21 protein-coding genes and 1 riboswitch are annotated in these 25,060 nt (G+C 39.6%); of the genes, 4 read left to right on the top strand and 17 right to left on the bottom strand.

Features of this window, described 5'->3' with window-relative positions; genetic code table 11:
• Nucleotides 1-254: 254 nt before the first annotated feature.
• The 17 genes from GHC26_RS01970 to GHC26_RS01890 form a co-directional block, all read right to left on the bottom strand.
• The gene (locus tag GHC26_RS01970; protein WP_163969561.1) at nt 255-1,472 is read right to left on the bottom strand and encodes a Zn-dependent hydrolase; all 1,218 of its coding nucleotides are present in this window, start codon (nt 1,470-1,472) and stop codon (nt 255-257) included.
• Nucleotides 1,469-3,145 (bottom strand): amidohydrolase, encoded by a 1,677-nt coding sequence (locus tag GHC26_RS01965; RefSeq protein WP_163969560.1) that lies wholly within the window; start codon nt 3,143-3,145, stop codon nt 1,469-1,471. The genes GHC26_RS01970 and GHC26_RS01965 overlap by 4 nt, the downstream gene beginning before the upstream one ends.
• A 30-nt stretch (nt 3,146-3,175) precedes the next feature.
• The gene (locus GHC26_RS01960; protein ID WP_163969559.1) at nt 3,176-4,606 is read right to left on the bottom strand and encodes a sodium:solute symporter family protein; all 1,431 of its coding nucleotides are present in this window, start codon (nt 4,604-4,606) and stop codon (nt 3,176-3,178) included.
• Between the two features lie 384 nt (nt 4,607-4,990).
• Complete coding sequence (locus tag GHC26_RS01955; RefSeq protein WP_205599187.1) at nt 4,991-5,713, bottom strand: GntR family transcriptional regulator; 723 nt, start codon at nt 5,711-5,713, stop codon at nt 4,991-4,993.
• A 717-nt stretch (nt 5,714-6,430) separates the two neighbouring features.
• The gene (locus GHC26_RS01950; protein ID WP_163969557.1) at nt 6,431-7,078 is read right to left on the bottom strand and encodes a hypothetical protein; all 648 of its coding nucleotides are present in this window, start codon (nt 7,076-7,078) and stop codon (nt 6,431-6,433) included.
• Nucleotides 7,075-7,746: an ABC transporter ATP-binding protein gene (locus GHC26_RS01945; RefSeq protein ID WP_163969556.1), complete on the bottom strand. Its 672-nt coding sequence runs from the start codon at nt 7,744-7,746 to the stop codon at nt 7,075-7,077. Before GHC26_RS01945 ends, GHC26_RS01950 begins: the two co-directional genes overlap by 4 nt.
• Nucleotides 7,739-8,545 carry an ABC transporter permease gene (locus GHC26_RS01940; protein WP_163969555.1) on the bottom strand — a complete coding sequence of 269 codons (807 nt, stop codon included), beginning with the start codon at nt 8,543-8,545 and terminating at the stop codon, nt 7,739-7,741. The genes GHC26_RS01945 and GHC26_RS01940 overlap by 8 nt, the downstream gene beginning before the upstream one ends.
• A gap of 14 nt (nt 8,546-8,559) precedes the next feature.
• Nucleotides 8,560-9,873, bottom strand: coding sequence for a nitrous oxide reductase family maturation protein NosD (nosD, locus tag GHC26_RS01935; RefSeq protein WP_163969554.1), 1,314 nt, complete (start codon nt 9,871-9,873; stop codon nt 8,560-8,562).
• On the bottom strand, nt 9,866-10,432 hold the full coding sequence (locus GHC26_RS01930) for a hypothetical protein (protein ID WP_163969553.1): 567 nt from the start codon (nt 10,430-10,432) through the stop codon (nt 9,866-9,868). The genes nosD and GHC26_RS01930 overlap by 8 nt, the downstream gene beginning before the upstream one ends.
• A 110-nt stretch (nt 10,433-10,542) precedes the next feature.
• Entirely contained in the window at nt 10,543-12,405 is a 1,863-nt protein-coding gene (nosZ, locus tag GHC26_RS01925; protein WP_163969552.1) for a Sec-dependent nitrous-oxide reductase, read from the bottom strand.
• 18 nt (nt 12,406-12,423) lie between these two features.
• Entirely contained in the window at nt 12,424-12,915 is a 492-nt protein-coding gene (locus GHC26_RS01920; protein WP_163969551.1) for a cytochrome C, read from the bottom strand.
• Nucleotides 12,916-13,617: 702 nt separating this feature from the next.
• The gene (locus GHC26_RS01915) at nt 13,618-13,758 is read right to left on the bottom strand and encodes a hypothetical protein (protein ID WP_163969550.1); all 141 of its coding nucleotides are present in this window, start codon (nt 13,756-13,758) and stop codon (nt 13,618-13,620) included.
• Nucleotides 13,759-13,935, bottom strand: coding sequence for a hypothetical protein (locus GHC26_RS01910; RefSeq protein ID WP_163969549.1), 177 nt, complete (start codon nt 13,933-13,935; stop codon nt 13,759-13,761).
• Nucleotides 13,932-14,495, bottom strand: a complete 564-nt coding sequence (locus tag GHC26_RS01905; protein WP_163969548.1) for a hypothetical protein — start codon at nt 14,493-14,495, stop codon at nt 13,932-13,934. Before GHC26_RS01905 ends, GHC26_RS01910 begins: the two co-directional genes overlap by 4 nt.
• Nucleotides 14,496-15,253: 758 nt before the next feature.
• Nucleotides 15,254-16,333, bottom strand: a complete 1,080-nt coding sequence (locus GHC26_RS01900; protein WP_163969547.1) for a glycosyltransferase family 4 protein — start codon at nt 16,331-16,333, stop codon at nt 15,254-15,256.
• Between the two features lie 384 nt (nt 16,334-16,717).
• A complete protein-coding gene (locus GHC26_RS01895) occupies nt 16,718-18,802 on the bottom strand; it encodes an LPXTG cell wall anchor domain-containing protein (protein WP_163969546.1) in 2,085 nt (694 codons plus the stop codon).
• 684 nt (nt 18,803-19,486) lie between these two features.
• Nucleotides 19,487-21,553, bottom strand: coding sequence for an O-antigen ligase family protein (locus tag GHC26_RS01890; protein ID WP_163969545.1), 2,067 nt, complete (start codon nt 21,551-21,553; stop codon nt 19,487-19,489).
• 183 nt (nt 21,554-21,736) lie between these two features.
• Nucleotides 21,737-21,846: riboswitch (TPP riboswitch) on the top strand.
• A 200-nt stretch (nt 21,847-22,046) separates the two neighbouring features.
• Here GHC26_RS01890 and GHC26_RS01885 point away from each other — a divergent pair.
• The 4 genes from GHC26_RS01885 (at nt 22,047) to GHC26_RS01870 (ending at nt 25,020) form a co-directional block, all read left to right on the top strand.
• Nucleotides 22,047-23,054: an ABC transporter substrate-binding protein gene (locus tag GHC26_RS01885; protein ID WP_163969544.1), complete on the top strand. Its 1,008-nt coding sequence runs from the start codon at nt 22,047-22,049 to the stop codon at nt 23,052-23,054.
• 189 nt (nt 23,055-23,243) lie between these two features.
• Complete coding sequence (locus GHC26_RS01880; protein ID WP_163969543.1) at nt 23,244-23,534, top strand: thiamine-binding protein; 291 nt, start codon at nt 23,244-23,246, stop codon at nt 23,532-23,534.
• A complete protein-coding gene (locus tag GHC26_RS01875) occupies nt 23,531-24,295 on the top strand; it encodes an ABC transporter permease (RefSeq protein ID WP_163969542.1) in 765 nt (254 codons plus the stop codon). The genes GHC26_RS01880 and GHC26_RS01875 overlap by 4 nt, the downstream gene beginning before the upstream one ends.
• Nucleotides 24,292-25,020, top strand: coding sequence for an ABC transporter ATP-binding protein (locus tag GHC26_RS01870; RefSeq protein ID WP_163969541.1), 729 nt, complete (start codon nt 24,292-24,294; stop codon nt 25,018-25,020). The genes GHC26_RS01875 and GHC26_RS01870 overlap by 4 nt, the downstream gene beginning before the upstream one ends.
• The last annotated feature ends 40 nt before the right edge of the window (nt 25,021-25,060 follow it).

The raw sequence follows: 25,060 nt of genomic DNA, 5'->3' as shown, positions 1-25,060 counted from the left end.
ACTTTATGCCGTTGGTGCACGAGTTTGAGCGCATGCTGCATGAGTTTGTGCTGTTCTCGCACGAGATTGGTGCATCCTTGCATGAGTTTTCAGCACCCTTGCACGAGTCTAGCACCTTCATGCACGACTTCAACCTTATCTCGCATGACTTTCCCACTATCCCGCACGACCTCAGCACCAAGCCACACTCAACTCACCTACCAATCAAAAAAATCACGCGGCCAACTCTCTCAACCACGTGATTCCCTTCCATTCTACTGGCTCAAACGCACAATTGCTTCATACAACACATTAACGCCTTGTTCAATATCCTCCCAGCGTGTTTCTTCCTCTTCACAATGGCTTTTTCCATTAATACTTGGAACAAAGATCATGGCAGTGTCTGCGATGTTATGCATATACATGGCATCATGGCCAGCACCGCTTGCCATGCTTCGATACGACACTTCTAAATCACGACATACCTCATCAATCGTCCCAACTACGCGTTCGGAAAAGACAACAGGGGGATGTGTCTTAATTTCATCAATCGTACAGGTCAGCTCATCTTCACTCACAACACGACGAATCAGTTCATGCACTTCCGCAAAGTAAGCATCAAATTGGTCTTCATCCGGACAACGAATATCGATGGTAAATGTTGTCTCACCAGGAACAGCATTGATAATGTCCGGGCTCGTTTTAATTTTCCCAACGGTTGCAACCACGCCATCTGGCTTCCCATTCGCCCAATCGGATAGTGCACGAATCACGCCTGAAGCTGTCACAAGTGAGTCCTTCCGGTAAGACATTGGGGTTGTACCAGAATGATTGGAATCTCCATGGACTGTCACTTCCAGCCATGTAAAACCAGCAATACCAGTGACAACACCTACCGTTTCGTCGTTTACTTCTAAGGTAGGCCCTTGTTCAATATGCATCTCAATAAAGGTTTCGACATTTTTCGGTCTGTTTTCTTCCGCTCCAACAAAACCGATTTTCTGTAATTCCTCTTCAAAACGAAACCCATCCCAATCTGTGCGTGCATAGGTATACGCTTTGGAAAATTCTCCTGTGACCGCACCACTTCCGAGCATTTGTGGAGTGAAGCGAGCACCTTCTTCATTCGTAAAAGCAACCACTTCAATTGGGTTTCGATGGTCGATGCCTTGTCCACGAATCGTCTCCACGACTTCTAGTGCACCAAGCACACCGAGGACCCCATCAAATTTTCCACCTTTAGGAACAGAGTCAATGTGCGAGCCTGCCATGACAACTGCTGCATCTGGGTCCGACCCTTCCAAGCGGCCAATGATATTACCAAAATCATCATAACGAACCGCTAGTCCAATCTCTTTCATCCATTGCATCAATAATTCTCTGCCTTGTCTATTTTCCTCCGACAATGCTAGACGTGTAACACCACCATTAGGGGTTTTGCCGATCTCTGCCATTTCCAGCATTCGTTTTTTTAATCTATCCTGTTGAATCACGTAGCATTCCCACTTTCTGCTAACGTATCACTTGCACCATTCCAAAAAATGAGCTCCCCATTTATAAATGTCGCACTAACGTTGATATCTTTAATTTTCATCGGATCAATAGCTGTTGGGTCTGCATCAAGCACGGCAAAATCAGCTAACTTGCCAACTTCAATGCTTCCCACTTCATCCTCTTGAAAATTCAAACGAGCACCATCAATCGTCATTGTGCGTAACGCTTTTTCCACACTAATGCATTGATCTGCACCAAGCACTTCGCCATCACGCGTCACCCGATTAACGGCAGCCCAAATGGAAAATAACGGTGAAATGGGTGTGATTGGACAATCAGAATGCAAAGTGTACAGTAAATCACGATCTGATGCCTCTTTTAACGGATTAATTCTTACAGCTCGTTCTGGTCCAAGGAAGATATTCTTATGTCTGTCCCCCCAATAATACACATGATTAATGAAAAAAGACCCTGCCACATCCAACCGCTTCATCCGATCCAAATCCTCATCTGTTGCCGTTTGGACATGCTCAATACGATGACGATGATCCGCACGTGGAGCAATCTCTAACGCATTTTCATATGCATCTAAAATCGAGCCAATTGCGTTGTCACCATTGCCATGAATCGTCACGCGGAATCCTCGGCGATGGAGGTCAAGCACTTCATCATTAAAAGCGTCCTGATCATTCAGGAGCTCCCCATAAACCGCTTTATCATTGTAATACGGTTTTCGCAATGCGCCTGTCATCCCTTGAATAGAGCCATCCTGAAAATGCTTGGCACTGTCCAGAACTGCTTTGTGATCGGTACGTGCTTTAATTTCGTCATCTAATTGTTCTCTTGTATACCCTGCAAATGGTGCACCTTCCTGTAATAAGTGATGCAAGACCATATATCGCATTCGCAGTGGATTGTGTCCATTAGCAACTGACCTGATATGTGCTTCATATTCGGCAATCCCTTGGTCGAGACCCACTCCAGCATCAGAGCTTGTGGTAATCCCTTCTGCTAAAAAGTCTTCCGTTGCTTCGCCAATCCAGGCAGCTAATTCATCAATAGATGGATCAGGAATTTTTGCCTGAACAGGTGCTAATGCTGGGAGCTCATGCAATACACCATTCAGCTTTCCGTTTTCGTCACGGCCAAAGTGACCCCCTTTTGGATCAGGGGTATCATCCGTTAACCCAGCAAGCTCCAATGCCTTTGTATTCGCCACTGCAAAGTGAACCGATGTATGTCGCAAAAATACAGGATGATCTGGAACAACAGAGTCTAATTCATCTCGAGTTGGGTGTCGCTTTTCTGCAAGTAAGGTGTCATCATACCCCCATCCCATCACCCATTCGTCTTGTGGGGTATTTTCCGCTAATGCTTTTAATTGTTGTAAAACAGTCGGAATATCACCCGCAAGGGATGAACTACAATCCGCTTGTTTACGAAATTGCGCATACATCAATAAATGGTTATGGGTATCGATAAAGCCTGGGATCAGTGTTTTCCCCTCTAAATCGATCACCTTTGTGTCTGGTGTAACCTTAACTGATGGTTCTGCCTCTTCCCAAACATTTACAATTTTCCCATCTGCTACCGCTACCGAACGTGCTCTTGTGTTTGTCTCATCAAGTGTTAGGATATTCGCATTCTTGATGAGAACATCGATCGTTTCCATCGTTCTACTCCTTCTTTCTGTTTTTGCATATTATTGATTAGTAGGATCTGCTGAATCTAAGTCTTCCCAATAAACTGCGCGTACTTGCTCGGTATTATCGTGTTGTGTCATGAGACTAATCACAACCAAGCTGATAATCGAAACGAGGAACCCAAATACCGTATGGTCAAGGGCAATGCCTAAATATGGCCAACCCAATGTCGCAATAAGTGCTAACCCCATGCTGCCAACAATCCCTGCTTTTGTTGTTCGTTTCCAAAACATAACCGCCAAGAATGGGAATACTAAAACAGTTGCAGATAAGCGTAATGCCCACTGATAGGCAGTGGCAATATCTGTCACAAAATACGATACTAATAACCCTAATAACGAAATAATGACAACCGTGATCCGTGCTGTTTTCATCATTTCCTTATTGCTCGCATTTGGCTTCATTAAGCGCTGATACAAGTCACGTGTTAAATTCGAGCTTCCTTGTAAGATAAAGGATGTCGCACCCGTCATTAATGCTGCTAGTAGTCCAATAAAGACAATTCCCCCAACAGCAGGTGGCAATAACTCAGCCGTTACATAAGAAAATAGTAAGTCAGGATCCATGTCTAATGGCACATACTGACGCGCAATGACCCCAATCGAAAATGGTAAAAAGGAAATCGCACCAGCAATAAGAAAGCCAGTAATCCCTGCTTTTTTCGCCACTGCTTCACTTTCTGAGGCAAAAATACGTTGCCATGTCGATTGCCATACCATGTAAAATGGTGCAACAGACAATGCATATAATAAAATTTCCCCTAATCCATCTGGACCAAGTGGACTTAAATATTCAATTGGTGTGTTGGCGATGGTATCTTGAAATCCACCAGCATACACAATACTTGCGATAAATAGGATGATGATTCCAATAATAACGATAATCGACTGAATCGCGTCGGTTAGTATTGTCGCTGGCAATCCACCTAAAATTGTGAACCCTAAAATTAAGGCAAAGGATAACGCAATCCCAACATTTGGTTCAATTCCTAATGTGATTTGGAAAATAGTAGACATTCCAACCATTTGTAAAGCTAGTGTTGGAACAGAATAGATAAATGCGGATAAAACGGATGGAATGATCCCTGCTCTGCCGCCAAACCGCTCACCAAATAAGTCAGCTAACGTGTAAAGGCGCTGTCTCCGTAATGGACCAGCAAAAGCAACGATCAATAATAGTGATAATAGAATTCCTGGTAGAGCAAATTTGAAAAATCCAGAAAGTCCAACAGTAAAGCCCATTCCGACCCAACCAATAAATACCGCGGCACCACACCACGTACTAATGATGGTTCCCGTAATGCGCCAAAATCCTGTATCCCAACTTCCGATTAAATAGTCATCATAGGTTTTCACCTTGAAAAAATAATAAAATCCCATTGCAAACATAATGACAAAATAAATAACGATATAACTTAAATACCAACTCATGACCTTTGTAGATTCTCCTTTATTTCTGATCCGATTTATTTTATATATGTAACATTTTCCGTTAGTTAGACTATCAGAAATAATCTAGTGTATAATAGGAACTTCTCCTCGAATACAGCAACGAATCCCTCCAGTTTTCGTTCTTGATTTGGTTCGCTGTGTTGGTAAAAAATATTGAAAAATCAGCGAGTATTCGTACTAGTTTACCATCATACCGAAAATAAAGGATATTCTCAACATTGTCATAATGTCCGTACCAGTGAATATTCTGATAAGAGTAGATTAATAGAATAGGTTGTGGAGGGAGGATTTCTGGCTGGGGTTCAGTCATTCCAAAAAACCCAGTTTCAGCACACCTTGCTTGTGCCAAAACTGGATTAACGCTTACATTTGATTTCGTGATAATTTTATTTTAAACGAATACATATCTGAACGGTAATATGCATTTTCAAATTCAACAAAATCCCCGTTCACATCCACTAATTTCCGCTCCGCATTCAACATACTGGAACGGATCGGGATATTCAATAATGCCCCATCTTCTTTCGTTAAGTGAGCCGATTTAATAATTTGATCTGCCGCATATGTATTCACATCTAATTGCCTTTCTAGTAATTCATACAATGATTCTTTATTCAAATCATAGTTTGCTAGTTTTAGACCAATTTCCACAGGATAATAATTTGTCTCAATCCCAATTGGAATATGATTGGCATACCGAACCCGCTTAATATAGTAGGCTTCCGCTAAACCTGTAATCTCACGCAAATGGTTACTCAATGTAACAATCTTGGACTCTATTAATCTCGCGCCAGGATCCATTCCCATCCGCTCAATTGTCTCTGTGGTACTGCTTAGGCTCCCAAGCCAGTCATCAATTGGCTTTAACGCCACAAATGTTCCTTTCCCACGCTTTTTCTCTAATACACCTTCTCGAACTAACTGATCAATACTTTGTCGGACCGTACTACGACTAACATAATACTCATCCATCAGCTCCCGTTCACTCGGGATTTTTCCAATATAAATCCCCTCATATATCTTCTGTTCCAATTCATTTTTCAATTGCAAATGAAGGGGAACCGAATTTGTATAATTTAACGCCATCATTTCACCTCTTCAGGAATTGCTCCTTGATTTGGTTGTGTTATTAGGACTATTATAACATATTCATGAGGGTTCGCGGGAGAATACGAGCGCTGTGGATGAGCTTCGGTTATTATGTGGGGTTCTGGCGAGATGTTTAGTCGCTAGGCTGGAGGTTCGGTTGTTTTTTGCCTGAGGTTCAGTCGTTATGGACAAGGATTCGGTTGTCGTGGCCTTAGGTTCAGTCATCATGCCCAATAATTCAGCCAAACAAGGATATCATTTTAAATAGGCACGAAGCTTTTTCCTTTATAATAAAGGCTAATTAATAGTCAACTTTCTCTAAAAAAATGCTCGTTTCGTCATTTATCAACAGACTTGTTTATAAATCTAGCAAGTCATCCACATCACCGACAACAATCAATCCATTAATTTATCAACTATCAACAGATTTATCCACATTATCCACAGATTAGAATCTAAATATCCATAGCATTTATCCACATTTTTAGAAAGGATGTGAATAAATGCGTGGATATGTTGTGGGAAAGTCTAAATTATATTGAATTGTTGTACGAGTTTATTAGTTTATCTGCACGATTTCGACAGCTTCTCGCACGAGTTGAGCTGTAGGCTGCACGAATTTGCGTGTTTCCCGCACGACTTTATTTGTTCCTCGCACGACTTATGTGCTCCTAACAAGAATTTGACCAGAGGAAAAAATCCTACCCAACAAATCTAGTCATTCATACTAACCAAATCAACCTCCACATCTACTAATCTTTCCTGGATTAATTCTTCCAAATTCTCCTGTGCATCAAATCGTAGTGCTCGTTCATCATAGTCTGGATGCTCCTCTTCAACATTTTCCATGAGCCTTACAATTAGTTGTTCAGCTTCAATAATGACCTCATAACGGTTTTGTTCCCTAGACCAAAATTCTTCTACATCAATTCCGTCCATTATCTGCTCATATTCTTCGTACGACTCTACATCTTGACGAACAGACGCAGCCCGTTCCTCTTGTTCAGACTCATCAGCTTTAACGCCTTCCTCTTCGGCAATTTCATGGATCATTTGATTTCGGATTAACTCCTGTATTGCAACATTTGGGGATATTTCCTCTTCCTCATTGCCATAACCTCCTAAAAAGGCAATTACTTCTAATCGTTTCATTTCGTATAACACATCTTCTCCAGTTATGTCATAATCCCCTATTTGTGCTACAACCGTTTCTGAGGTAAGATCCTCCTCTGAAAGCTTTTCTACAACTTCAGATTTTTCTTCTACCTTTTCTTCTTGATCTTCTTTTTCCTCTGTGGCTTGTGCGCATCCTGAGAGTCCAAAACCAACTAACAGAAACCCAAGCATTATCCATTTTTTCATTCAAAAAAACTCCCTTCATATTGTGCAAAAAAATCTTCTACCGCCATTTTGCTTATCTGTTTGTCATGCATAAATAATACGGCTGTTGCGAGTTCCTTTACTTCGTTCATGTGGTGGGTCGTAAATAAAAGCGTCCGGTCAGCTGTCCCCATTTTTTTCATTAACTGTAAAACGTCCATTCGACCAAATGGATCAAGTCCTGAAGTTGGTTCATCTAAAATAAGCCACTCCGGTTTTCCTAAAAGAGCAACACTTAACCCCACTCGTTGGCGCATCCCTTTGGATAGTTGGTTCATCTGTTTCGCTTTATGTTCCCACATATTGGTATGTCTCAGCACATGTTCCACTTCATGCTTTGGAAGTTTTAATGTATCCGCAACATATTGGACATTTTCTTCTACAGATAGTTGCGTATATAACTGAAATTTCTCAGGTAAATAGGAAAGTTTTCCACTCCAAGCTGCAGGACGATGAACTTCTTTTCCATTGATGGTAATCATCCCTTTTTTTGGCCGATTTAATCCTACAATATTATGTAGCAACGTTGTCTTTCCTGCACCATTTTTACCTATAATTGCAACACGTTCTCCTTTTTCAATTGCAAAATTCGCTTGCTCATAAATAACTTGGAATCGATATTTCTGTGTTGTATCAACTACTTTAATCATGGAAGACACCCTTTCGTTTCAGTCCAACAATAGAACCAATCATTGCAGCTCCAATCCATATGACCGTATTGGATAACAACACGACCCACGGATTTTGAAAGGTAAATTGCTCGTAAATCACACTCAAATTAGACAATTGATATACATTTAATTGGACAAACAAGAAATATTGAACCGCATGAATTGGTGAGAGAAAATAAACGATAGAGAATCCAAGTACGCCATCTAACGAAACAGATGGCACCCAATACATTAGGATAAGATCAAATAAATAAATAAGTCCTAGCCATAGTCCTACAATAAATCCAATTAACGTTAGCTTTTGATGAATAACAGATCCGAGTAAAACACCAATAGCAATAAAAATGGTGGCAAGTATGATCATCGAAAGTAAAAATACCGCAAATTCTTGAATATTTAATCCATTAAATACCATTTTTGCTGGGATCATCGCAATCAGATATGCCAATGTGATGGTTGGTATGAATACAGAAATGAGAGCAAGAAACTTTTTTAATACAAACTTTTGAATCGGAAGTCCTCGTGCAACCAAAATCGGCAATGTACCTTGATTCTTTTCTAATGCCATCGAAAAGGCACCATAAAAAGTCGCTAAGAGAGGCAGAAAATAGATCGATGTTTGAAATATAGGAATTAAACCTGTTCGAAATGTGACAGGCACATTCATTTCATTGTATTGGAACAAGACAAACCATGCCGTTAGGACAACAAGTCCAGCTGTTAATAACAACAAAGAACTTCTGTAAAGCTCTTTCCACTCTTTTATTATTTGCACCATTTTACTGCCTCCCTTCAAGTTGTTTTCCAACGCTTCTGAAGCTTCCATAAAAACATTCCTATTAAAAGTACAACCAATACTATATATGGAATGGAGGATATCGAAGTACTTTGGTTGATTGGAAAGAAATCCTCGACTTTCCCTTCTTCTGAACCAAAAAACTTATGTGACTTTTCGTAAAGTGCTAGTGCAGGACTATCTAAAAATAGTGCACCAAGTGGCTGTTCTGCTAGTACTTTTCCATAAGAAGATTGATAGGTATAGGTATCATCCCCGATTCCATCTTGATCGAGATCCACTATTGTATAATCAGACCACGCATTTCCAATACCTTGATCACTCCATTGATTCGCATCTTTGCCACCATTTGAACTATAGGGAAGATTATTTTGGAGAATTTGATTACCTGTTAAGACATTTTCCTTTGAACTAGCCCATATATCGAGCCCAATCCGATTATTGATAATTTGATTGTTTTTTAACGTATTTCCCTTAGACTGATCCATGAAAATTCCTTTTTGATTAAAATGAATAGAATTGTTTTCCAGTTCAATATTGTCTGCCGTTTGTAGCAGAATGCCAAAAGACTGTAATCCATGATGATCGTAAAATATATTTTCCTTTAACGTAATATCTTCTGAATACATAATGGCTGCACCACCAGTATTTTCATAGAATTCATTTTGGTAAAAATCATTATGATCTGAATACATATAATGAAGTCCGTAACGATTGTTAAAAATATGATTTCCTGTAATCTCGTTATTTTCAGCAAATGAGAAGTATATTCCATCTCTCGTATCGTGAATAGAATTATCTTGAATAAGGTTATCTGAGGAATGGAATAAATGAATACCATTTCCACGACGGGATTGATTTACTGATTGATTTCCGACAATGGCGTTCCCAATTAATTCATTATGGTTACTTTCCTCTAGATAGATACCATGCAGTGTTTGTTCGATTGTGATGTCCTTTATTCGATTATGATCAGAAAGAATTTTAATCCCCGCGTAATCATGGTCTAATATCATTCCACTTTCTCTTATTGTTATATTTTCTAATGTGATTCCGTCATGATTGATGGTGATGACATCGCCTGTTCCTGTGCCTTTAATAACCGTATTTTCAGCACCTTTTAATACAATTGACTTATCAATGACGACATCCCCTTCATACACTTGGTTTTTTAGCTGGATGACATCTCCAACAGACGCTTCCTTTATTAGTTCATTTAATGAAATAGTGGGTTCTGCCTTCATGATTAAGGGATCCATTATTAACCCAATGAAACAAATCAATGTGATACCCATTAGTCGTTTAAACATGGCGTTCTTTTCCTTTCCATAATACGATTAGTAATATAATAATGGCGATTGTACAGAGAACTGCTCCATACGAAAAAAATGAAAAGGTTTCAAAGTTTGCAAGTTGGTTCGTTCCAACTATTGGTGGAATAAATGGATCAATGTTAATCGGTGCACTTGGATCTAAGTTGGTTCCAAATGTACGCAACCAACGATATATGTCATAAACGCCAAGCATTGCTAAAACCAATACTACTCCAGTCCAAATCATTAAAGCTGTTCGATTCCGGATGAGAGCAATGATAATGGTTATGAACGCTATTCCTCCTATAATATAAGGAAGATAGTCCAATTCAGGAAATGATGCTTCACTGAATTCTTTCATGCCAATATAATGGTTCAGTGAATTAATAATATCGATTTCCCCGTCCATTTTATATGGGTATACCCAAATATATAATCCTTCTTTATACTGTGGTGCTACTAAACGTAGTGCCCACCATGGAAAAAAGATTGATACCACAAAACATATTCCGGAAATAAATAGCCAAATTACCCCTTTTATATTAATTTGTCCCATATAACCACCCACTCCAATTATTTAAGAGCTTATTAGAAGATTTTGAAGAAAGGTGCAGCCACTTATAGGGCAACACCCTTCAACATCTATCAGGTTTATCTTTCTATTTTTTATTTTGGTTCAACTAGTAAGTATCCGGTCATTTCTTGGTGAAGTGCAGAACAGAAATTCGTACAATAAATTGGGTAGCTACCAGATTTATCTGCTTCAATTGTCAGTGTTTTCGTTTCACCAGGCTGAATTTCAAAGTTTTCGTTATAGCCATTAATTCCCATACCATGTGTGATATCTTCGTCTCTATCAGTGTTGGTAATATGGAAATGGACGGTATCTCCTTCTTTGACTGTTACAGTATCTGGTCGATCAGAATCTGCATCAAAGATAAATCGGGAGCGCATCGCTATACCATAAACATGTACCTCGTCTCCATCACGCTCAATTCGTGTATCCGCTTGATCCCAAACAGCATTTTCTCGGTCTTCGTCTTTATCGTATACTTCTGTTGTATTAATTTTATCTGCGTTAATAATTTGCGCATAGTGTGGTTCTGGTTGTGATGGTGCAGATCCTACTACTTCAATCGTTTCACCACTTATGTCAATTAAGTCCATGCTTTCTGGGTGAGATGGTCCAACAGAAAGATAATGGTCTTTTGCAATTTTATTTAATGAAACGAGCCAATCTCCACCTGGTGCTGCAGTATCTCCTTCAACAGCAGTAAGGTGACCTGGAGAGTAAGATACTTCCTCTTTATCGATTACTTTGCCAGACTCTAGATCCCATTTAACGACTTGTGAATCAATGAATAATGTTGTGTAAGCATTTCCTTTATCATCAAATTGGGTGTGTAGTGGCCCTAATCCAACTTCCACTTCTTTATCGACAACACTTTCATAGGTTAGAATAGGTAATCCTTGTGCTTCCCCTTGGAAATCTTCATTTTCGATAGCTTCAAGTGCTTTTTCAACACTAAACATCGTTGTCGTTGGCGATAATTTTCCACTTGCGATGAAGTGATCTCCATCTGGTGTTACATCAACCCCGTGAGGTGATTTAGGAGCTGGAACTAAGTATACAGATCCAGGGTGCTCCAGTGGATCAAACATTTTAACACCATTCACTTCTTCATAATTTCCTTCTTCTACTTCTTTTGAAATTTGCTCCCAATTAAACATAACAATATAGTCTCTGTCATTTTGAGATGCGTTTATTTCTAATGTTGTCGTTGCTTCCTCTGTGTTATAAGTAGATAGAAAGCCCCAGCCATTTGATTGTCCTTTACCTGCATCGGATAGATCATAAGACCATGGTGGTAACATTACTTGATAGGCAATCTCTAATGAATTATTCTCAAAGTCTGGTTTAACCGCAGACATGACACCTTTATACTCTTCACTAAAATCATCTAATCCGACATATTCATCACCTAATGGAACACTAAATCGAGTTGGTAAGAAAAAGTACTCCGAATTTGGTGTTACAAAAGCGGCACAGTGAGGACCTGAGATATTCGGAATTTCTAGAATATCGGTTGTATGGAATGTTTCCAAATCAACATAAGCTGCACGGTTATTCCCTACATCTGAGGCAAAAAGTGCACGACCATCATATTCTCCTTCTGTTTCAGAAATGGCTGGATGGTGGAAGTCTCCCCATTTGTACCCATTGAGCATTTCCTTTGATTTCTTGTCAAATCCATAACCTGTTGCTGGGTCTGGACTAAATACTGGGACTTGTCGGATTAAACGCATGGAAGGTAAACCATAGACAAATAATTGACCTGAATGTCCCCCAGAAGCCATCATATAATAATCATCCTGCTCACCAGGAGCCACATATACTTTTTCCGCATTTGTTTTATTATCTGCGGATGAGACAGTCTCGGTTTGGTTAAAATCAGTAAAGACAATCATTGCAACTAATAATCCCGCTAAAACTCCTATAATACCTGACATAATTCGTTTTGTATTCATTGTTTGGCACCCCCTAGATTAATTTTCTGCTGCTTGTTTTAGTGCTTCAAGAATTTGTTCACGCTCTTCCTCTTCTAATGGGTTATCAGCTACTACTGTTGACATAACGGCTGATGTTGGTTCTTGCAAAAACTTATCAAGTGATTTACCATGTTTTCCTTCTACTTCGTTATAAGCTTGGGAAAGATCTGGTCCTGTTGTTCCCCCTTCAGCTCCAATTGACTCAACAGCATGACAAGATAAACAACCATTTCGACTTAACGCCTCGGCTTCATCTGGAACCTGTGAAATCGCTTCCGTTTCTTCTGATGCTCCTTCTTCGTTTGCATCGGCGGCTTCATCCGTGTCAGCTGATTCCTCTGTTGCTTCTGCTTCTGTTTCGGTAGAGGCTTCTTCGGCAGTGGAGGCTGAATCAGTTGTATCAGCAGGGCTTCCACTATCAAAGAACAAGTAGCCCACTCCAAAAGCAAGAACAAAACCAACTACAAATATAATGCTGTTCATCTTCATCTTTCTTTCCTCCCTTTTAATTAGATCGTTAATATTGCATGTATCTAGCATAGTGCTGGAGGAGTGGTGATTAATGTGAGTTATATCACGAAAATATTGTGAAATATTTCTGGTATTTGGTTTATTTGTAACGGTGTTGTGAAGATGTGAGGGTGTGTCACGTTTTTGGGGGTTTTTGAGGGAGTGTTAGGCATGGGATAGTATTAAATAAGGCTAAGTTTCTTATAAGTTGATGAGTGTGTTGTAACTTAAGGATACTAGTCGCACGAGTTGAGGTGGTTCTCGCATGACTTTGGAGGTGTGCTGCATGAGTTTGGCTGCTTCTCGCATGAGTTTATGTGCTCCTCGCATGAGTTTGGCTGCTTCTCGCACGACTTTTGAAGTGCGGCGCATGAGTTGGACCTTTCCTTGCATGAATTCAAGATCTCCCCCTTAAACGACTTTAAATAATCCTAATCAAACCTATCCAAAAAACAGGTACTGCATCGACACAGCACCTGCTTCTTTATTAAATATGAATGTCTATTTCTAAATCAACTAGTTGGTCCTAATATAGTTTCTCATATCATTGGTTTATAGAGAAATTCAGTTCTTTTTAACTAATACTGACGTGATGCCATCAAGGTGGTTTTTCCTGTTAAGGAACGAATAATCGCAAGCATTTCCTTCCGTCTGTTGGGTTGAGACTACCCGTTGGCTCCTCTAAAATAATATTATAAAATCGTAAAATAGTATGACACCAAGTCCAAGACGTTGTAGCATCCCTTTTGAATAGGCTTGTATCGACTGATTACGGTCATCCCACAAAGAAACGAGATTAGTTTTTCCTTTATTTTTCATCATCTACTTTCCCCTCACCAAGCGAGACAAAAAATCGCATGTTTTCCCTTCCAGTTTAAGGGTTTCATTTTCGGCTGTATTATCAATTAACTGTTGAGGTGACTCCTCTTCCGCTTGAACAATTGGTGATGCGACCAAAAAGACAAAGGAAAACAATAGACTCCCCATCACCTGTTTCATTTGGCTCTGTCCTTCCATAATGGAATAACAAGTAGTATTAGAACTGCTGCTAACATGAACGCGCCATAGGTGAAATAGCTATTGGTCACAAAGTTTGCGATCGTATTTTCCCCAATCATTGGTGGTACAAATGGTTCTAATTCAATAGGAGCATTAGGATCTAATTCTGTGCCGAATTTTCTTAACCAACGATGCATGTCATAAATACCAACAGCACCACTGACTGCAAATATTCCGATTAAGCCGTAGAGAAACTTTTTATTCCGCAAAACTGCACCGACTACTATTAAGACACTGATTGCAATCACAATGTAGCGTATATATGGTAGTTCTGGGAATGTATCATTACTAAATGGTGTCATGCCAATGTAATGATTTAAGCCATTAACAACATCTATATCACCCTCTAACCCAGTTGGATGAACAATAATATCAAGCCCTTCTGGATATTGTGGTGCGTAAAATTTCATACCCCACCAAGGAACAAAGATTGTCCCAACTAAAATCACTGCAGCGATAACCATTATAATTGCTGACTGATTGGATAGGTTCTTTTTCATTCCAGACACCTCCTAAGATGTTTGGAAAAAGAAAGGGGTAGTCGGTCCCCTTTCCGTTTTCCAGTTAGGGAACCTTATTCAGCAGGTTCCACTAGCCACTCCAAAAGCAAGAACAAAACCAACAACAAATTTAGTACTGTTCATCTTTCTCTTACTTTCCTCCCTTTTGGTTAGATAAATTATTTTTTATTGATCTATGTCTAGCATATTGGGAATTAGATGCTGAACCCGTGATAATTCTCACGTTTTTTGGCGGTAAATGTTTCCGTTATATGGAGTAATTGTAAAGGCTCTGTGAAGATGTGAGGTAATGTCACATAATAGGGGTTTTAGAGGGGATGAGATGGGTTGGGTGGTTTTTTTGGGGAGATGAGGGTTGGGTTGGGTTGGATGGTTTATTGCGCGAGTTCGGGTGCTTGCCGCCCGTGTTTGAGTGCGCGTTGCACGAGTTTGAGTGGATTGTGCACGAGTTGTGTGCGTTCTCGCATGAGTTTGGGTGTTTGTCGCACGAGTTAAGTGGGTTCTTGCACGAGTTTGGGTGCTCGCTGCACGAGTTGAGCGGGTTCCCGCACGAGTTTGGGTGCTCGCTGCACGAGTTGAGTGGGTCTCGAACGAGTTTGGGTGCTCGCTGCACAAGTTCAAGCATATCCCGCATGAGTTCTGCCTAATTAACAAAAATAACAGCACAGAAATTCCATCCATTTACATACTGCCTTTTATCCGACAAAAATAGACAAAACTCGGAGAGTGACAGGCACCTACCCTCGTTGGCGTTTAAATTTATGAAACCACTTTCGCATCGTATGAATGACAGGACGTTTACCGCCGAGGACAATCCCTGCTAGTTCAGCGAAAATGTGTAATAAGCCAATTACAAGAAATGTTACAATGATGGAAGTCATCATACTGGCGTTAGAGAACATGATCGCCATCGCACCGAACAAGACGCTAAATGCATAAATGATAAGAACAGTTTTTCGGTGGCTATAACCAGCCTCAATTAACTGGTAATGGACGTGTTTGTTGTCCGCCATCATAATATTTTCTTTATTATATGCTCTTCTAACGATCGCAAATAACGTATCAAAAATTGGAACGGCCAAGACGATAACTGGAATGATAAAGCCGAACAAAGCGATATTTTTAAACAAACCAAGAATGGACACAACAGCAATCATATACCCAAGAAAATTAGACCCAGTATCCCCCATGTAAATTTTGGCGGGGTAAAAGTTATGATATAAAAAGCCGAGATTTGCACCTATCAAGAGAATACAAAGGTAGGCTGGCAATAGCTGCGAGTCGATGATTGCCATGATCAACATACTAGTTAATGCAATCGTAGTGACCCCTGCTGCTAACCCGTCCAAGCCATCGATTAGGTTAATAGCATTTGTGATTCCGACAATCCAGATGACTGTTATGAGTACACTAACAAAGCCTAAATCCACGACTCCGATAAGTGGTAATGTAATCCGTTCAATAACAAGACCGGAAGAAATTAAAAAAGATGCTGCAATTAATTGGCCACTTAGCTTCACAACTGGCCTAAGCCCAAATCGATCATCTAACCCACCTGTAATCACAATAACGATCGCACCTAATATAATCTCTAATAAGTGTGGGTGGCTCGGACGTAAATAGATCAATCCTAATAGAACACCAAGGAAAATACTTAATCCGCCTAGCCTCGGTGTTATTTTTTTGTGTATTTTTCGATGGTTCGGTATATCCACAACCTTTAATATAAAAGCCAATTTTTTAATAGGATATGTTAATAAATAAGCAGATAAAAGCGCAATGAAAAACGCAATGATCACATCAGTATAATTAGTCATAAAAAATTCTCCTATTATTCGTATTAAATAAGCTCTAACCCATAGCTTACTTAATGAGCGGATACTTCATTCATTCAAAACACATTTCAGTAGAACGCTTCTTCTATATATTTCGAAAATGTTATGTCATTTATGTATGTCCATGCTATATGCCAGGTTATTTTACATTATACCGAAAGCGACTATCAAGAAAAAGCACCCTTGGATAGTTCTTCATGCTAGCACTGTTTTCTTTAATGAGAAGAAGCATAATACTGAAATCCAATTGATCCCGTCCTCTTCTCCTTACCAACCTGCCTTGACTCTCCCTTCCCACACTCTATAAAAAAATAGCAAAGGAACTCCGTTTAGGTAAACGTTCCTCTGCTATATTTCTTACATTCTTTATGCTTTCGTTGCCTTTCTTCCTTTTATCAAGAGAATGACAAGTCCTGCTAGCAACAACACGGCACCTATTAATAAGTAATTATATAGGTTTGTGGCTGTGTTCGGAAGTATCTCTCCATCATTCTCTGTAGAAGCTGCTGCAACATCATTCCCCGATACTTCATAAATACCATACGTACTAAAATGGCTGATTTTCGCCACAACTTCTCCTGTTTCTTTATTGACACTAATGATATGGTCTGGATAATCAATAATATTGGCAGCATCATCAATATACCGTAGAACGAGGTTGTCCCAATTATTTACGTTTGATGGGTCGACATAGAACGTTGCTTCAAATGACTCTGCGAAATCCTCTTCATATTTTTCGGTTAAATCCAAGTAGATACCGAAATCAAAAACAGAACTCAAAGCACCATCATGTTTATCCGTCACATTTTCTAACATTACGTCTAATCGTGCGTGACCAGCTCCAATTTCTTTTAGCTCGTTTGAAGGAATACGAAGCGTCACATCGTCCTTGGAAAGGGATATCGTTTTACCATCCTCATAGGTATCCAGGGCACTTTTTAAAAAGGTTACAATGTTAGCGTCCTGAACGGAAATATCACCATTTAGATCCTTATATTCCTCTATATTTTGTTGATCAAAATAAACATGGCCTGTGACCCCTTTTTCCTCTATTTTCACATTATCACTTGGCGGATCTTCTTGGCCAGATTCGTTTGATTCTGGATTAGATCCTGTGTTGGAATCTGGTTTGGATTCTGAATCTGGTGCCTTATCTGGTGCATCATCTTTTTCTTCTGCCCCACTTCCTGGCACTTCGAAGATTCCATATTCACTAAAGTGGTATACATTCGCAACCACTTCACCTGTTTGCTTGTTGACACTCTCAAATTGGTTTTTATAATTTTTCGCATTGCCATCCTGATCTATATAACGAAGGACTAAATCATCCCAATTCCTGACTTCTGCAGGGTCCACTTGAAAGGTAACTTCCACTGGTTCTGAAAAGTTACGGGTGTATGGACTCATTTCATCCAGGAGAATATTAAATGCAAAAACCGAACTTAGAGCATTTGGATAAAAATAAGAAACATTATCGATTCCCACCCAAACATTGGAATAACCTGAGGTGATCTCTTTTATGACATTAGTCGGAATTGATAATTTCATTTCTCCATTCGTCAGTGTGACGGATTTTCCGTCAGTTAACCCTTCAACAACATCTTCTTCAAAATAGGCACTGTTTGCATTTTCTGCATAAATATCCCCATTTTCATCTTCATATTCTGCTAAGTCCGTTTCAGTATTAAATTCATAATAAACTCGGTCTGTTACACTTCGATTATCTTCTACCTCATCGATTGCATATGTATTCATATGATTAATCTCTGCAACAACCTGACCTGTTTCTTTATTGATGCTGCGGATTTGTTGCTTGGATTTAATATCTTCTCCACTAGGGTGTGTGTATCGAAGCACTAGATTATCCCAATTTGTGACTTCATCTGGATTCACTTGAAATGTGATGGAGATTGGTTCTCCTAGCTGTACTTTACTTTGCCAATTAGTATTGTATATATTAAGATCAATGACGTTGCTTAGCGCATCAAAATAATGATAATGGTATACTTCCGTAATTGAAAAAGTAACGAAATCGTTAGCACCTTTATCATATTCTAGTGCATTTACTGGGATGGATAATGTGGTATCATTGTGATCGAAAATTAAATTTGTTCCATCTGAAAGACCCTCTAATACACTGGTTGGAAAGTTTGCACGTCTCACATCATTTACCACTACATTGGAACCATCATAATACATATCTGCTGTGACACGATTAAAATCGTAATAATAATAAACGTCCCCTGTTACACTATTATAAATTTCATTTGTTACGGCATTATAAACTTGATCTGGAACGCTTGCCACGTACACATCATCTCGTGCACTTTTCCCATCTGTTGTATCTTCAGGCTGATCATCACCTGCCAATGTAACGTTCGTAAAAATCGGTATTAATAATAATACAAATGCGGTTAACCCACTTAGAAATGATAGATTGAACTGTTTCATTGATTCGTCTCCTTCTGCATCTTTTCCTTTTTTTTGCTGCTACCCTCCCATTTTCATAGTCTTAAAGTCTCATAATAAAAATGGTAGATATATACAGTGTAAATGTCAAGATTTTAGAATTTTAGGTTATTTTTCTGCTTTTTCCAGTATCATGTATATTCTATTTTTTTCTAAAAGATATTGCTTTCAGGTAAAACGTCTTGCATATAAGATATATGATGTGCAGTAGCCCTTGCATTACCTGCTACCGCTACGGAAATACACTTCGCTTTCCGTGGGTGGCTGGTGAGCCTCCTCGTGCTAACCGCACTGCGGGGTCTTACCTATGCCGCTGCTCCCACAGGAGTCTCGGTGTATTTCCTTCGCTTATATGGTGCTTTTTGCTTTTCTACTTTATATTTACTGACTAATTCAAGCCTTGATTGGGGCGTAGGACAGTCGACTCCTGCGGAAAAAACAACAGCTGAAGATCCCACAGGAAGCGGTTTTTGCTTCCGAGGAAGCTGAAGCGTTGTCCGCGGCAAAGAAGACACTGTGAAAACGACCAAAGAGAGTTTGAATAGATGTCGCACTTGTGCCCATGGTGAAAGCGACTGTCCGGAGCAGAAATCAACAGCACTACTTTACTGCGCACAATATAGATTATGCGCAGTAGAATACATCAAAGTATACGAAAAGAGTCTTTTAATCTAGTCCATCAACTTCCTGGGCCTCTTCCATTTTCTCTATCGTTTGATCTGTTATTTCGAACTGGCGGCTGTTATGATATTCTCCAATTGGATTCTTTTTAAAAGATTCATATTGCTCCTCTAAATCCGAATATGTGTTAACAGCATGAGTGATTAGTTCTTCGGCCTCACTCCGATCACCTGTCTCCAATCGCTCTCTTGCCAAATCTACCGAAGACGTTATCATTGTTTCGTAAATTTTCGTGTCATATGGATCAACATCGAGTGCTTCATCATAGTAATCCAATGCTTCTTCTGTCAATCCCAGCCTTTCAACCATGACTCCTGCTCGGTACAAAGTCCTGGAGTTATTTGGTTCTAGTTCAATCATTTGGTTCACCGTATCCCGAACATCTTTAACACTCGCTTGATTTTCTGCTGTTAAACGGACATATGTATCACTCAACAAATCTAAATATTGTACATTATAAGGGTTTTGGGATACTGCTTCTACAAGTAGCTCTTTTCGTTCTAGCAGATTGGTAGAATTTTTTGCATTGGTAAACACCTGATCTGCATCCATAAAACGATAGGAAAAGATAAGGGAAACAACGACTAAAATCGAAAAGGCATACATCCCAAATTGTTCATAATATGACGCTTTTTCCTGCTTTTGCTGCTTCTGTTTCACGGGTTTTTTCATTAACCCCATCGTACATAGCCAAAAAACAACAAACCAAACTGTTCCATATGCCAGGTTAAAATCAATAAAGCTATGGATGAAAATGGTTACTATTGCCACTATAACTGCAATATAAGACGTTTTTTCCGTAGCCTGTCGATAGTTTTGATAGATCCTATAAAATAGAAAACTGAAAACGGTTAGCACGATGATTAGTCCAACCCACCCAATATCAATCATAAATTCTAAATATGCATTATGTATTTTATTCGATTGGTATGGGAGCTGCTGGTACTGTTTATACATCGACCCCCAAGCCTGTCCCCCAAAGCCGATAATTGGCGAGTCTTGGCTCATGTTTAACGCATCTTCTGCAAATAACAGACGTTCTCTAGCCGTCGAACTACTACTTATACTGGACACCCGCTCTTGGATCGTGTCTGGCAGCTGTTGATAGACCAATCCTTTATAGGATAAATCGGATATTAATAGAACGGACAATAATAGAATAGCTACAGGTGCTAAAAACCGATATAGTTGTTTTTTATCTATTAAATCAGGGAAATTCGCTCGTTTTCTGGTATATAGTTTTTTCTCTAAAATCAAGATAATTGCAACCATTACACTACTCAATCCTATTAAAAGTACAACAGCAGCTATTCCTGCTTGGAGTGCAGCAGAGCTAATTAACGCAAATACAACGGAAATTCCTGTATATAACAGATATTTCACTTGTAAGGATGGTTTGAGGAAGCAGAGCCCAATTAGCCATGCGATTGGAAAAACAACATACATCCCTCGTGAATACGATTCAATAAAACTGACCATGAAAAGCACTAATGGAATACTATAAAAGATGTAGTGCTTCATCGATTCGTCCCGTCTCAAGAGCATGATTAACGAAAATAAATAGAAAACACTCATCATCATGCCAAACGTATTTGGATATTGAAAAACCCCTGCAAAGCGTTCATTGATAATCGCATCATGGAAATCGAGCCCATTAAAATGATTCAGCATCATATGTATTGCCATCCATACGCCTGTCAGCTGAAAAACGCCTGGGAGTAGCCTCTGGATTTTCGAGTCTTCTCGTACTACCCAATACAGCATAAAGAAGAAGGCTATATAGCTCGTCCATCTCAACAACAATTGCCAAGCACCTAAGGGATTTTCTGCGATGAATAGTGTAATGGCATAACAAAATGGAATGATTGCCATGAACCAAATTGGCTTTAAAGAGGCGATCTCCTTTTTCACCATAAGGATAATCATGAGCATCATAAACAGACTACATAAAATTACTTGAATACCATAAAAATCTTCATCAAAATATAATCCCTTTTCATAAGGGGATAATAGAAAAATAATTGCTAGAAAGAAAAAGATAAACCCCTTCATTGTCATCCTCCAAATCTATCCATAAAATGTAACACACGCACATACTAAGTATATAGAAAAAGATGTACTCAGGGAATAGATATTATATGACTTCAAACCTAATTCTATATGACTAACATCAATCCCATTGCATATTCTCATATTCTATGGCATACTATCTCTGTAACGCGTTACAAAAAATGTATACACATGTAGGGGAGCTAGTATAGCTAGCTGAGATTGCATCCGTTAGATGCGGACCCTTAGAACCTGATCTGGTTGGTACCAGCGGAGGGAACATCGTCAATTTTTCGGCATGGATCATGTTTATGTAAGCATCCAATGCGCTAAAGGACTTCCCTTTGGCGCATTTTTTATTGGTCTAGATCTCTTAGGCGAAATGCGTCAGAAATCCTCAACGCTTTCATACATAACAGCCTTTTTCACCGCCGTAAATCTATGTCCCTCCTGCCTTTACCACCACACTTTTTCATAATCACAAGGAGGAACTATTATGCGAAAACTTTTTAACGGAATGATCTTTACACTACTTGTCTTCACCATGGCAGCTTGTGGCGAGGACGAACCCGAAACGTCGGAGAATTCTGGGGATGATGAACTAACCCCTGTATCATTTGTGTTGGACTGGACACCAAATACCAATCATACTGGCATTTATGTCGCCAAAGAACAAGGATATTTTGAAGAACAAGGACTAGATGTTGAAATCATGCTACCTGGTGAAGCTGGTGCAAATCAATTAATCGCATCTGGCAATGCAGACTTTGGTATAAGCTATCAAGAAGGATTGACAATGGCACGTGCAGAAGGATTACCACTCGTTTCCGTTGCGGCCGTGTTACAGCACAATACAGCAGGCTATGCTTCTCCAGTGGACAAAGGACTCACTTCTCCAGCAGATTTCGAAGGTCGCATTTACGGTGGAAATGGTAGTGATCTAGAAGAGGCAATGATGGGAACAATCATGGAACAAAATGGTGCAGATATTAACGAAGTAGACTTTATTACGATTGGGGATACCGACTTTTTCACAGCAGTAGAACGGGATGTTGACTTTTCGCTTGTATACTATGGCTGGACTGGGATTGAGGCAGAGTTACGCGGAGTTGACTTAAATATGGTCTATCTTGCTGACTTTTCCGAAAAACTAGATTACTATACACCAATTCTAGCAACGAATGAAGAAATGGTAGATGAGGATCCAGAACTCGTTGAAGCGTTCGTTCATGCTGCAGCAAAAGGTTATGAATATGCGATTGATAATCCAGAAGATGCTGCATCCATTTTAATCGAAGCAGAGCCTGATTTAGATCCTGAGTTAGTCAAAAATAGTCAAGAATGGCTTTCTCCACGTTATCAAGATGATGCAGAATCATGGGGCATCCAGGAACAGGATCGTTGGGAAGACTTCTCTGACTGGATGGTGGAAAATGAATTGATTGAAGAACCAATAGACGTGGATCGAGCATTTACCAATGAATTTTTACCAAGTAATGAATAGGGAAAAAGTGCTTTTGTTGTAAGGAAACATGTTAAAACTATTGCGCATAATACATCTTATATGCTTGACGTTTTATACCTGAAGGCAACAATCTATTAGAAAAAAGCCATTCCGTAAGATGCATATTTGAAAAAGAACTGTCTTTAGATAATAGCTTAGGAAAAAAGTCGAAAACAAGGAGGTCGGAACATGGCCAATGCATTAGTTAGTGTGCAGATCATCCCGAAAACTGAAAACCCAAACGATGTCTATCACTTTGTCGATGAAGCAATTGCGGAAATTGATGCAGCATCGGTTACCTATGAAGTACATTCGCTGGAGACAACAATGGAAGGCGATTTGTCGGAGCTTCTTACTGTGATCCAACAAATGAATGAGAAAATGGTTGCCATGGGAGCAAGTAATGTTATATCACAGGTAAAAATCTTGTATCAGCCAGCAGGCATTACAATGGATACGTTAACGGAGAAATACCAATGAAGAAACTGATCCAAAAAGGATGGCGACCGCTCGTTGCCATTCTTCTCTTTCTAGTCATTTGGCAACTGGCAACTCAGGTTTTTTCGATTGAAACGTGGCTGCTCCCAGCACCATCTGATATCGTAATCGAGGCACAAAATGTGATGGACCGCTTTTGGCCACACTTTTTTGCCACCTTACAATTAGCGGTCTTTGGTTTTCTTATTGGCACAACAGTCGGACTTGTGATTGCAACGATCTTGCACCTTATGCCACGGGTGCGTGAAACGTTTTACCCATTTCTCATTTTGTCGCAAAATATGCCAGTTATCGTTTTAGCACCTTTGTTAGTTATTTGGTTCGGGTTCGGTGCTTTACCTAAATTCATCATTATTACATTGGCATGCTTTTTCCCAATTGCCGTATCCGCCTTAAGTGGGTTTCAACAAACGAATCGGGAATTGTTCCATTATATGAAAATGATGGGTGCAACCAAATCACAGCTATTTTGGAAATTGGAACTGCCAAATGCACTGCCATCCGTATTTTCTGGATTAAAAATTGCTGCTACCTATAGTGTGATGGCAGCCGTTATCTCGGAATGGCTAGGCGCACAGGAAGGGATCGGCGTATTTATGACAATAGCTACGTCATCTTACAAAACAGCGAGTGTATTTGTCGCAATCTTCATTGTTATGGTCATTAGTCTTACCTTTTTCGGGGTAATCCAATTACTCGAAAAGTTTCTCATCCGTTGGCAACAGAAAGGAGAAGAGGGATGACACTAGAGATCCAAACCATTTCAAAGTCATTTGATACTAAACAAGTCCTTGATGACATATCCTTTTCCGTGAATGCGGGAGAATTTGTTTCCCTGATTGGACCCTCTGGTAGTGGGAAAAGTACGATTTTCCACTTGATTGGTGGACTACTCAAACCAGATCATGGTGACATCGTGCTAGATGATCAAGTTATTACCAATCAAACTGGTCATATTAGTTACATGCCACAACAGTCTTCTCTTTTTCCATGGCGAACGGTGTTGGACAACGTACTTTTAGGACAAGAATTACAAGGGGAAAAAGATACAGAGAGAGCTATGATGATGCTTGAAAAAGCAGGACTCGGTGATGTCGTGCATGCCTATCCAAACCAGCTGTCTGGCGGGATGAAGCAGCGTGCGGCGTTTATCCGAGCATTGCTTAGTCCACAGTCATTACTGTTGTTAGATGAACCATTTTCTGCACTGGATGAATTTACCCGTCTGGATATGCAAAAATGGCTGTTATCCATTTGGGAGGAATACGAACGATCTGTGTTATTTATTACGCACAATATCGACGAGGCGTTATTTTTATCTGATAAAATTATTATATTATCGGCAAATCCAGCTATTATTAAAGCAACATTTACAATCCCTTTTGCAAGGCCGCGAAGTGAAGAACTATTACTATCAGCTGAATTCCTTGATTGGAAAAGACGTTTAACAGAAGCAATTCAAGCGTAATGTCCGATTGACAGGTGGCTTCGTTATAGTACACTAAAGG

Origin of the sequence: Oceanobacillus halotolerans, from assembly GCF_010993955.1 — a bacterium.
Lineage (GTDB): Bacteria > Bacillota > Bacilli > Bacillales > Amphibacillaceae > Oceanibacillus_A > Oceanibacillus_A halotolerans.
Note: the sequence above shows the minus strand (reverse complement) of the source record. Positions and strands in the feature narration are given on the sequence as shown.

Excerpts from the sequence above, each read along its gene's own strand:
- GHC26_RS01965 (WP_163969560.1), bottom strand. The coding sequence starts at position 3,145 with ATGGAAACGATCGATGTTCTCATCAAGAATGCGAATATCCTAACACTT.
- GHC26_RS01960 (WP_163969559.1), bottom strand. The coding sequence starts at position 4,606 with ATGAGTTGGTATTTAAGTTATATCGTTATTTATTTTGTCATTATGTTT.
- GHC26_RS01955 (WP_205599187.1), bottom strand. The coding sequence starts at position 5,713 with ATGGCGTTAAATTATACAAATTCGGTTCCCCTTCATTTGCAATTGAAA.
- GHC26_RS01950 (WP_163969557.1), bottom strand. The coding sequence starts at position 7,078 with ATGAAAAAATGGATAATGCTTGGGTTTCTGTTAGTTGGTTTTGGACTC.
- GHC26_RS01945 (WP_163969556.1), bottom strand. The coding sequence starts at position 7,746 with ATGATTAAAGTAGTTGATACAACACAGAAATATCGATTCCAAGTTATT.
- GHC26_RS01940 (WP_163969555.1), bottom strand. The coding sequence starts at position 8,545 with ATGGTGCAAATAATAAAAGAGTGGAAAGAGCTTTACAGAAGTTCTTTG.
- nosD (WP_163969554.1), bottom strand. The coding sequence starts at position 9,873 with ATGTTTAAACGACTAATGGGTATCACATTGATTTGTTTCATTGGGTTA.
- GHC26_RS01930 (WP_163969553.1), bottom strand. The coding sequence starts at position 10,432 with ATGGGACAAATTAATATAAAAGGGGTAATTTGGCTATTTATTTCCGGA.
- nosZ (WP_163969552.1), bottom strand. The coding sequence starts at position 12,405 with ATGAATACAAAACGAATTATGTCAGGTATTATAGGAGTTTTAGCGGGA.
- GHC26_RS01920 (WP_163969551.1), bottom strand. The coding sequence starts at position 12,915 with ATGAAGATGAACAGCATTATATTTGTAGTTGGTTTTGTTCTTGCTTTT.
- GHC26_RS01915 (WP_163969550.1), bottom strand. The coding sequence starts at position 13,758 with ATGATGAAAAATAAAGGAAAAACTAATCTCGTTTCTTTGTGGGATGAC.
- GHC26_RS01910 (WP_163969549.1), bottom strand. The coding sequence starts at position 13,935 with ATGAAACAGGTGATGGGGAGTCTATTGTTTTCCTTTGTCTTTTTGGTC.
- GHC26_RS01905 (WP_163969548.1), bottom strand. The coding sequence starts at position 14,495 with ATGAAAAAGAACCTATCCAATCAGTCAGCAATTATAATGGTTATCGCT.
- GHC26_RS01900 (WP_163969547.1), bottom strand. The coding sequence starts at position 16,333 with ATGACTAATTATACTGATGTGATCATTGCGTTTTTCATTGCGCTTTTA.
- GHC26_RS01895 (WP_163969546.1), bottom strand. The coding sequence starts at position 18,802 with ATGAAACAGTTCAATCTATCATTTCTAAGTGGGTTAACCGCATTTGTA.
- GHC26_RS01890 (WP_163969545.1), bottom strand. The coding sequence starts at position 21,553 with ATGAAGGGGTTTATCTTTTTCTTTCTAGCAATTATTTTTCTATTATCC.
- GHC26_RS01885 (WP_163969544.1), top strand. The coding sequence starts at position 22,047 with ATGCGAAAACTTTTTAACGGAATGATCTTTACACTACTTGTCTTCACC.
- GHC26_RS01880 (WP_163969543.1), top strand. The coding sequence starts at position 23,244 with ATGGCCAATGCATTAGTTAGTGTGCAGATCATCCCGAAAACTGAAAAC.
- GHC26_RS01875 (WP_163969542.1), top strand. The coding sequence starts at position 23,531 with ATGAAGAAACTGATCCAAAAAGGATGGCGACCGCTCGTTGCCATTCTT.
- GHC26_RS01870 (WP_163969541.1), top strand. The coding sequence starts at position 24,292 with ATGACACTAGAGATCCAAACCATTTCAAAGTCATTTGATACTAAACAA.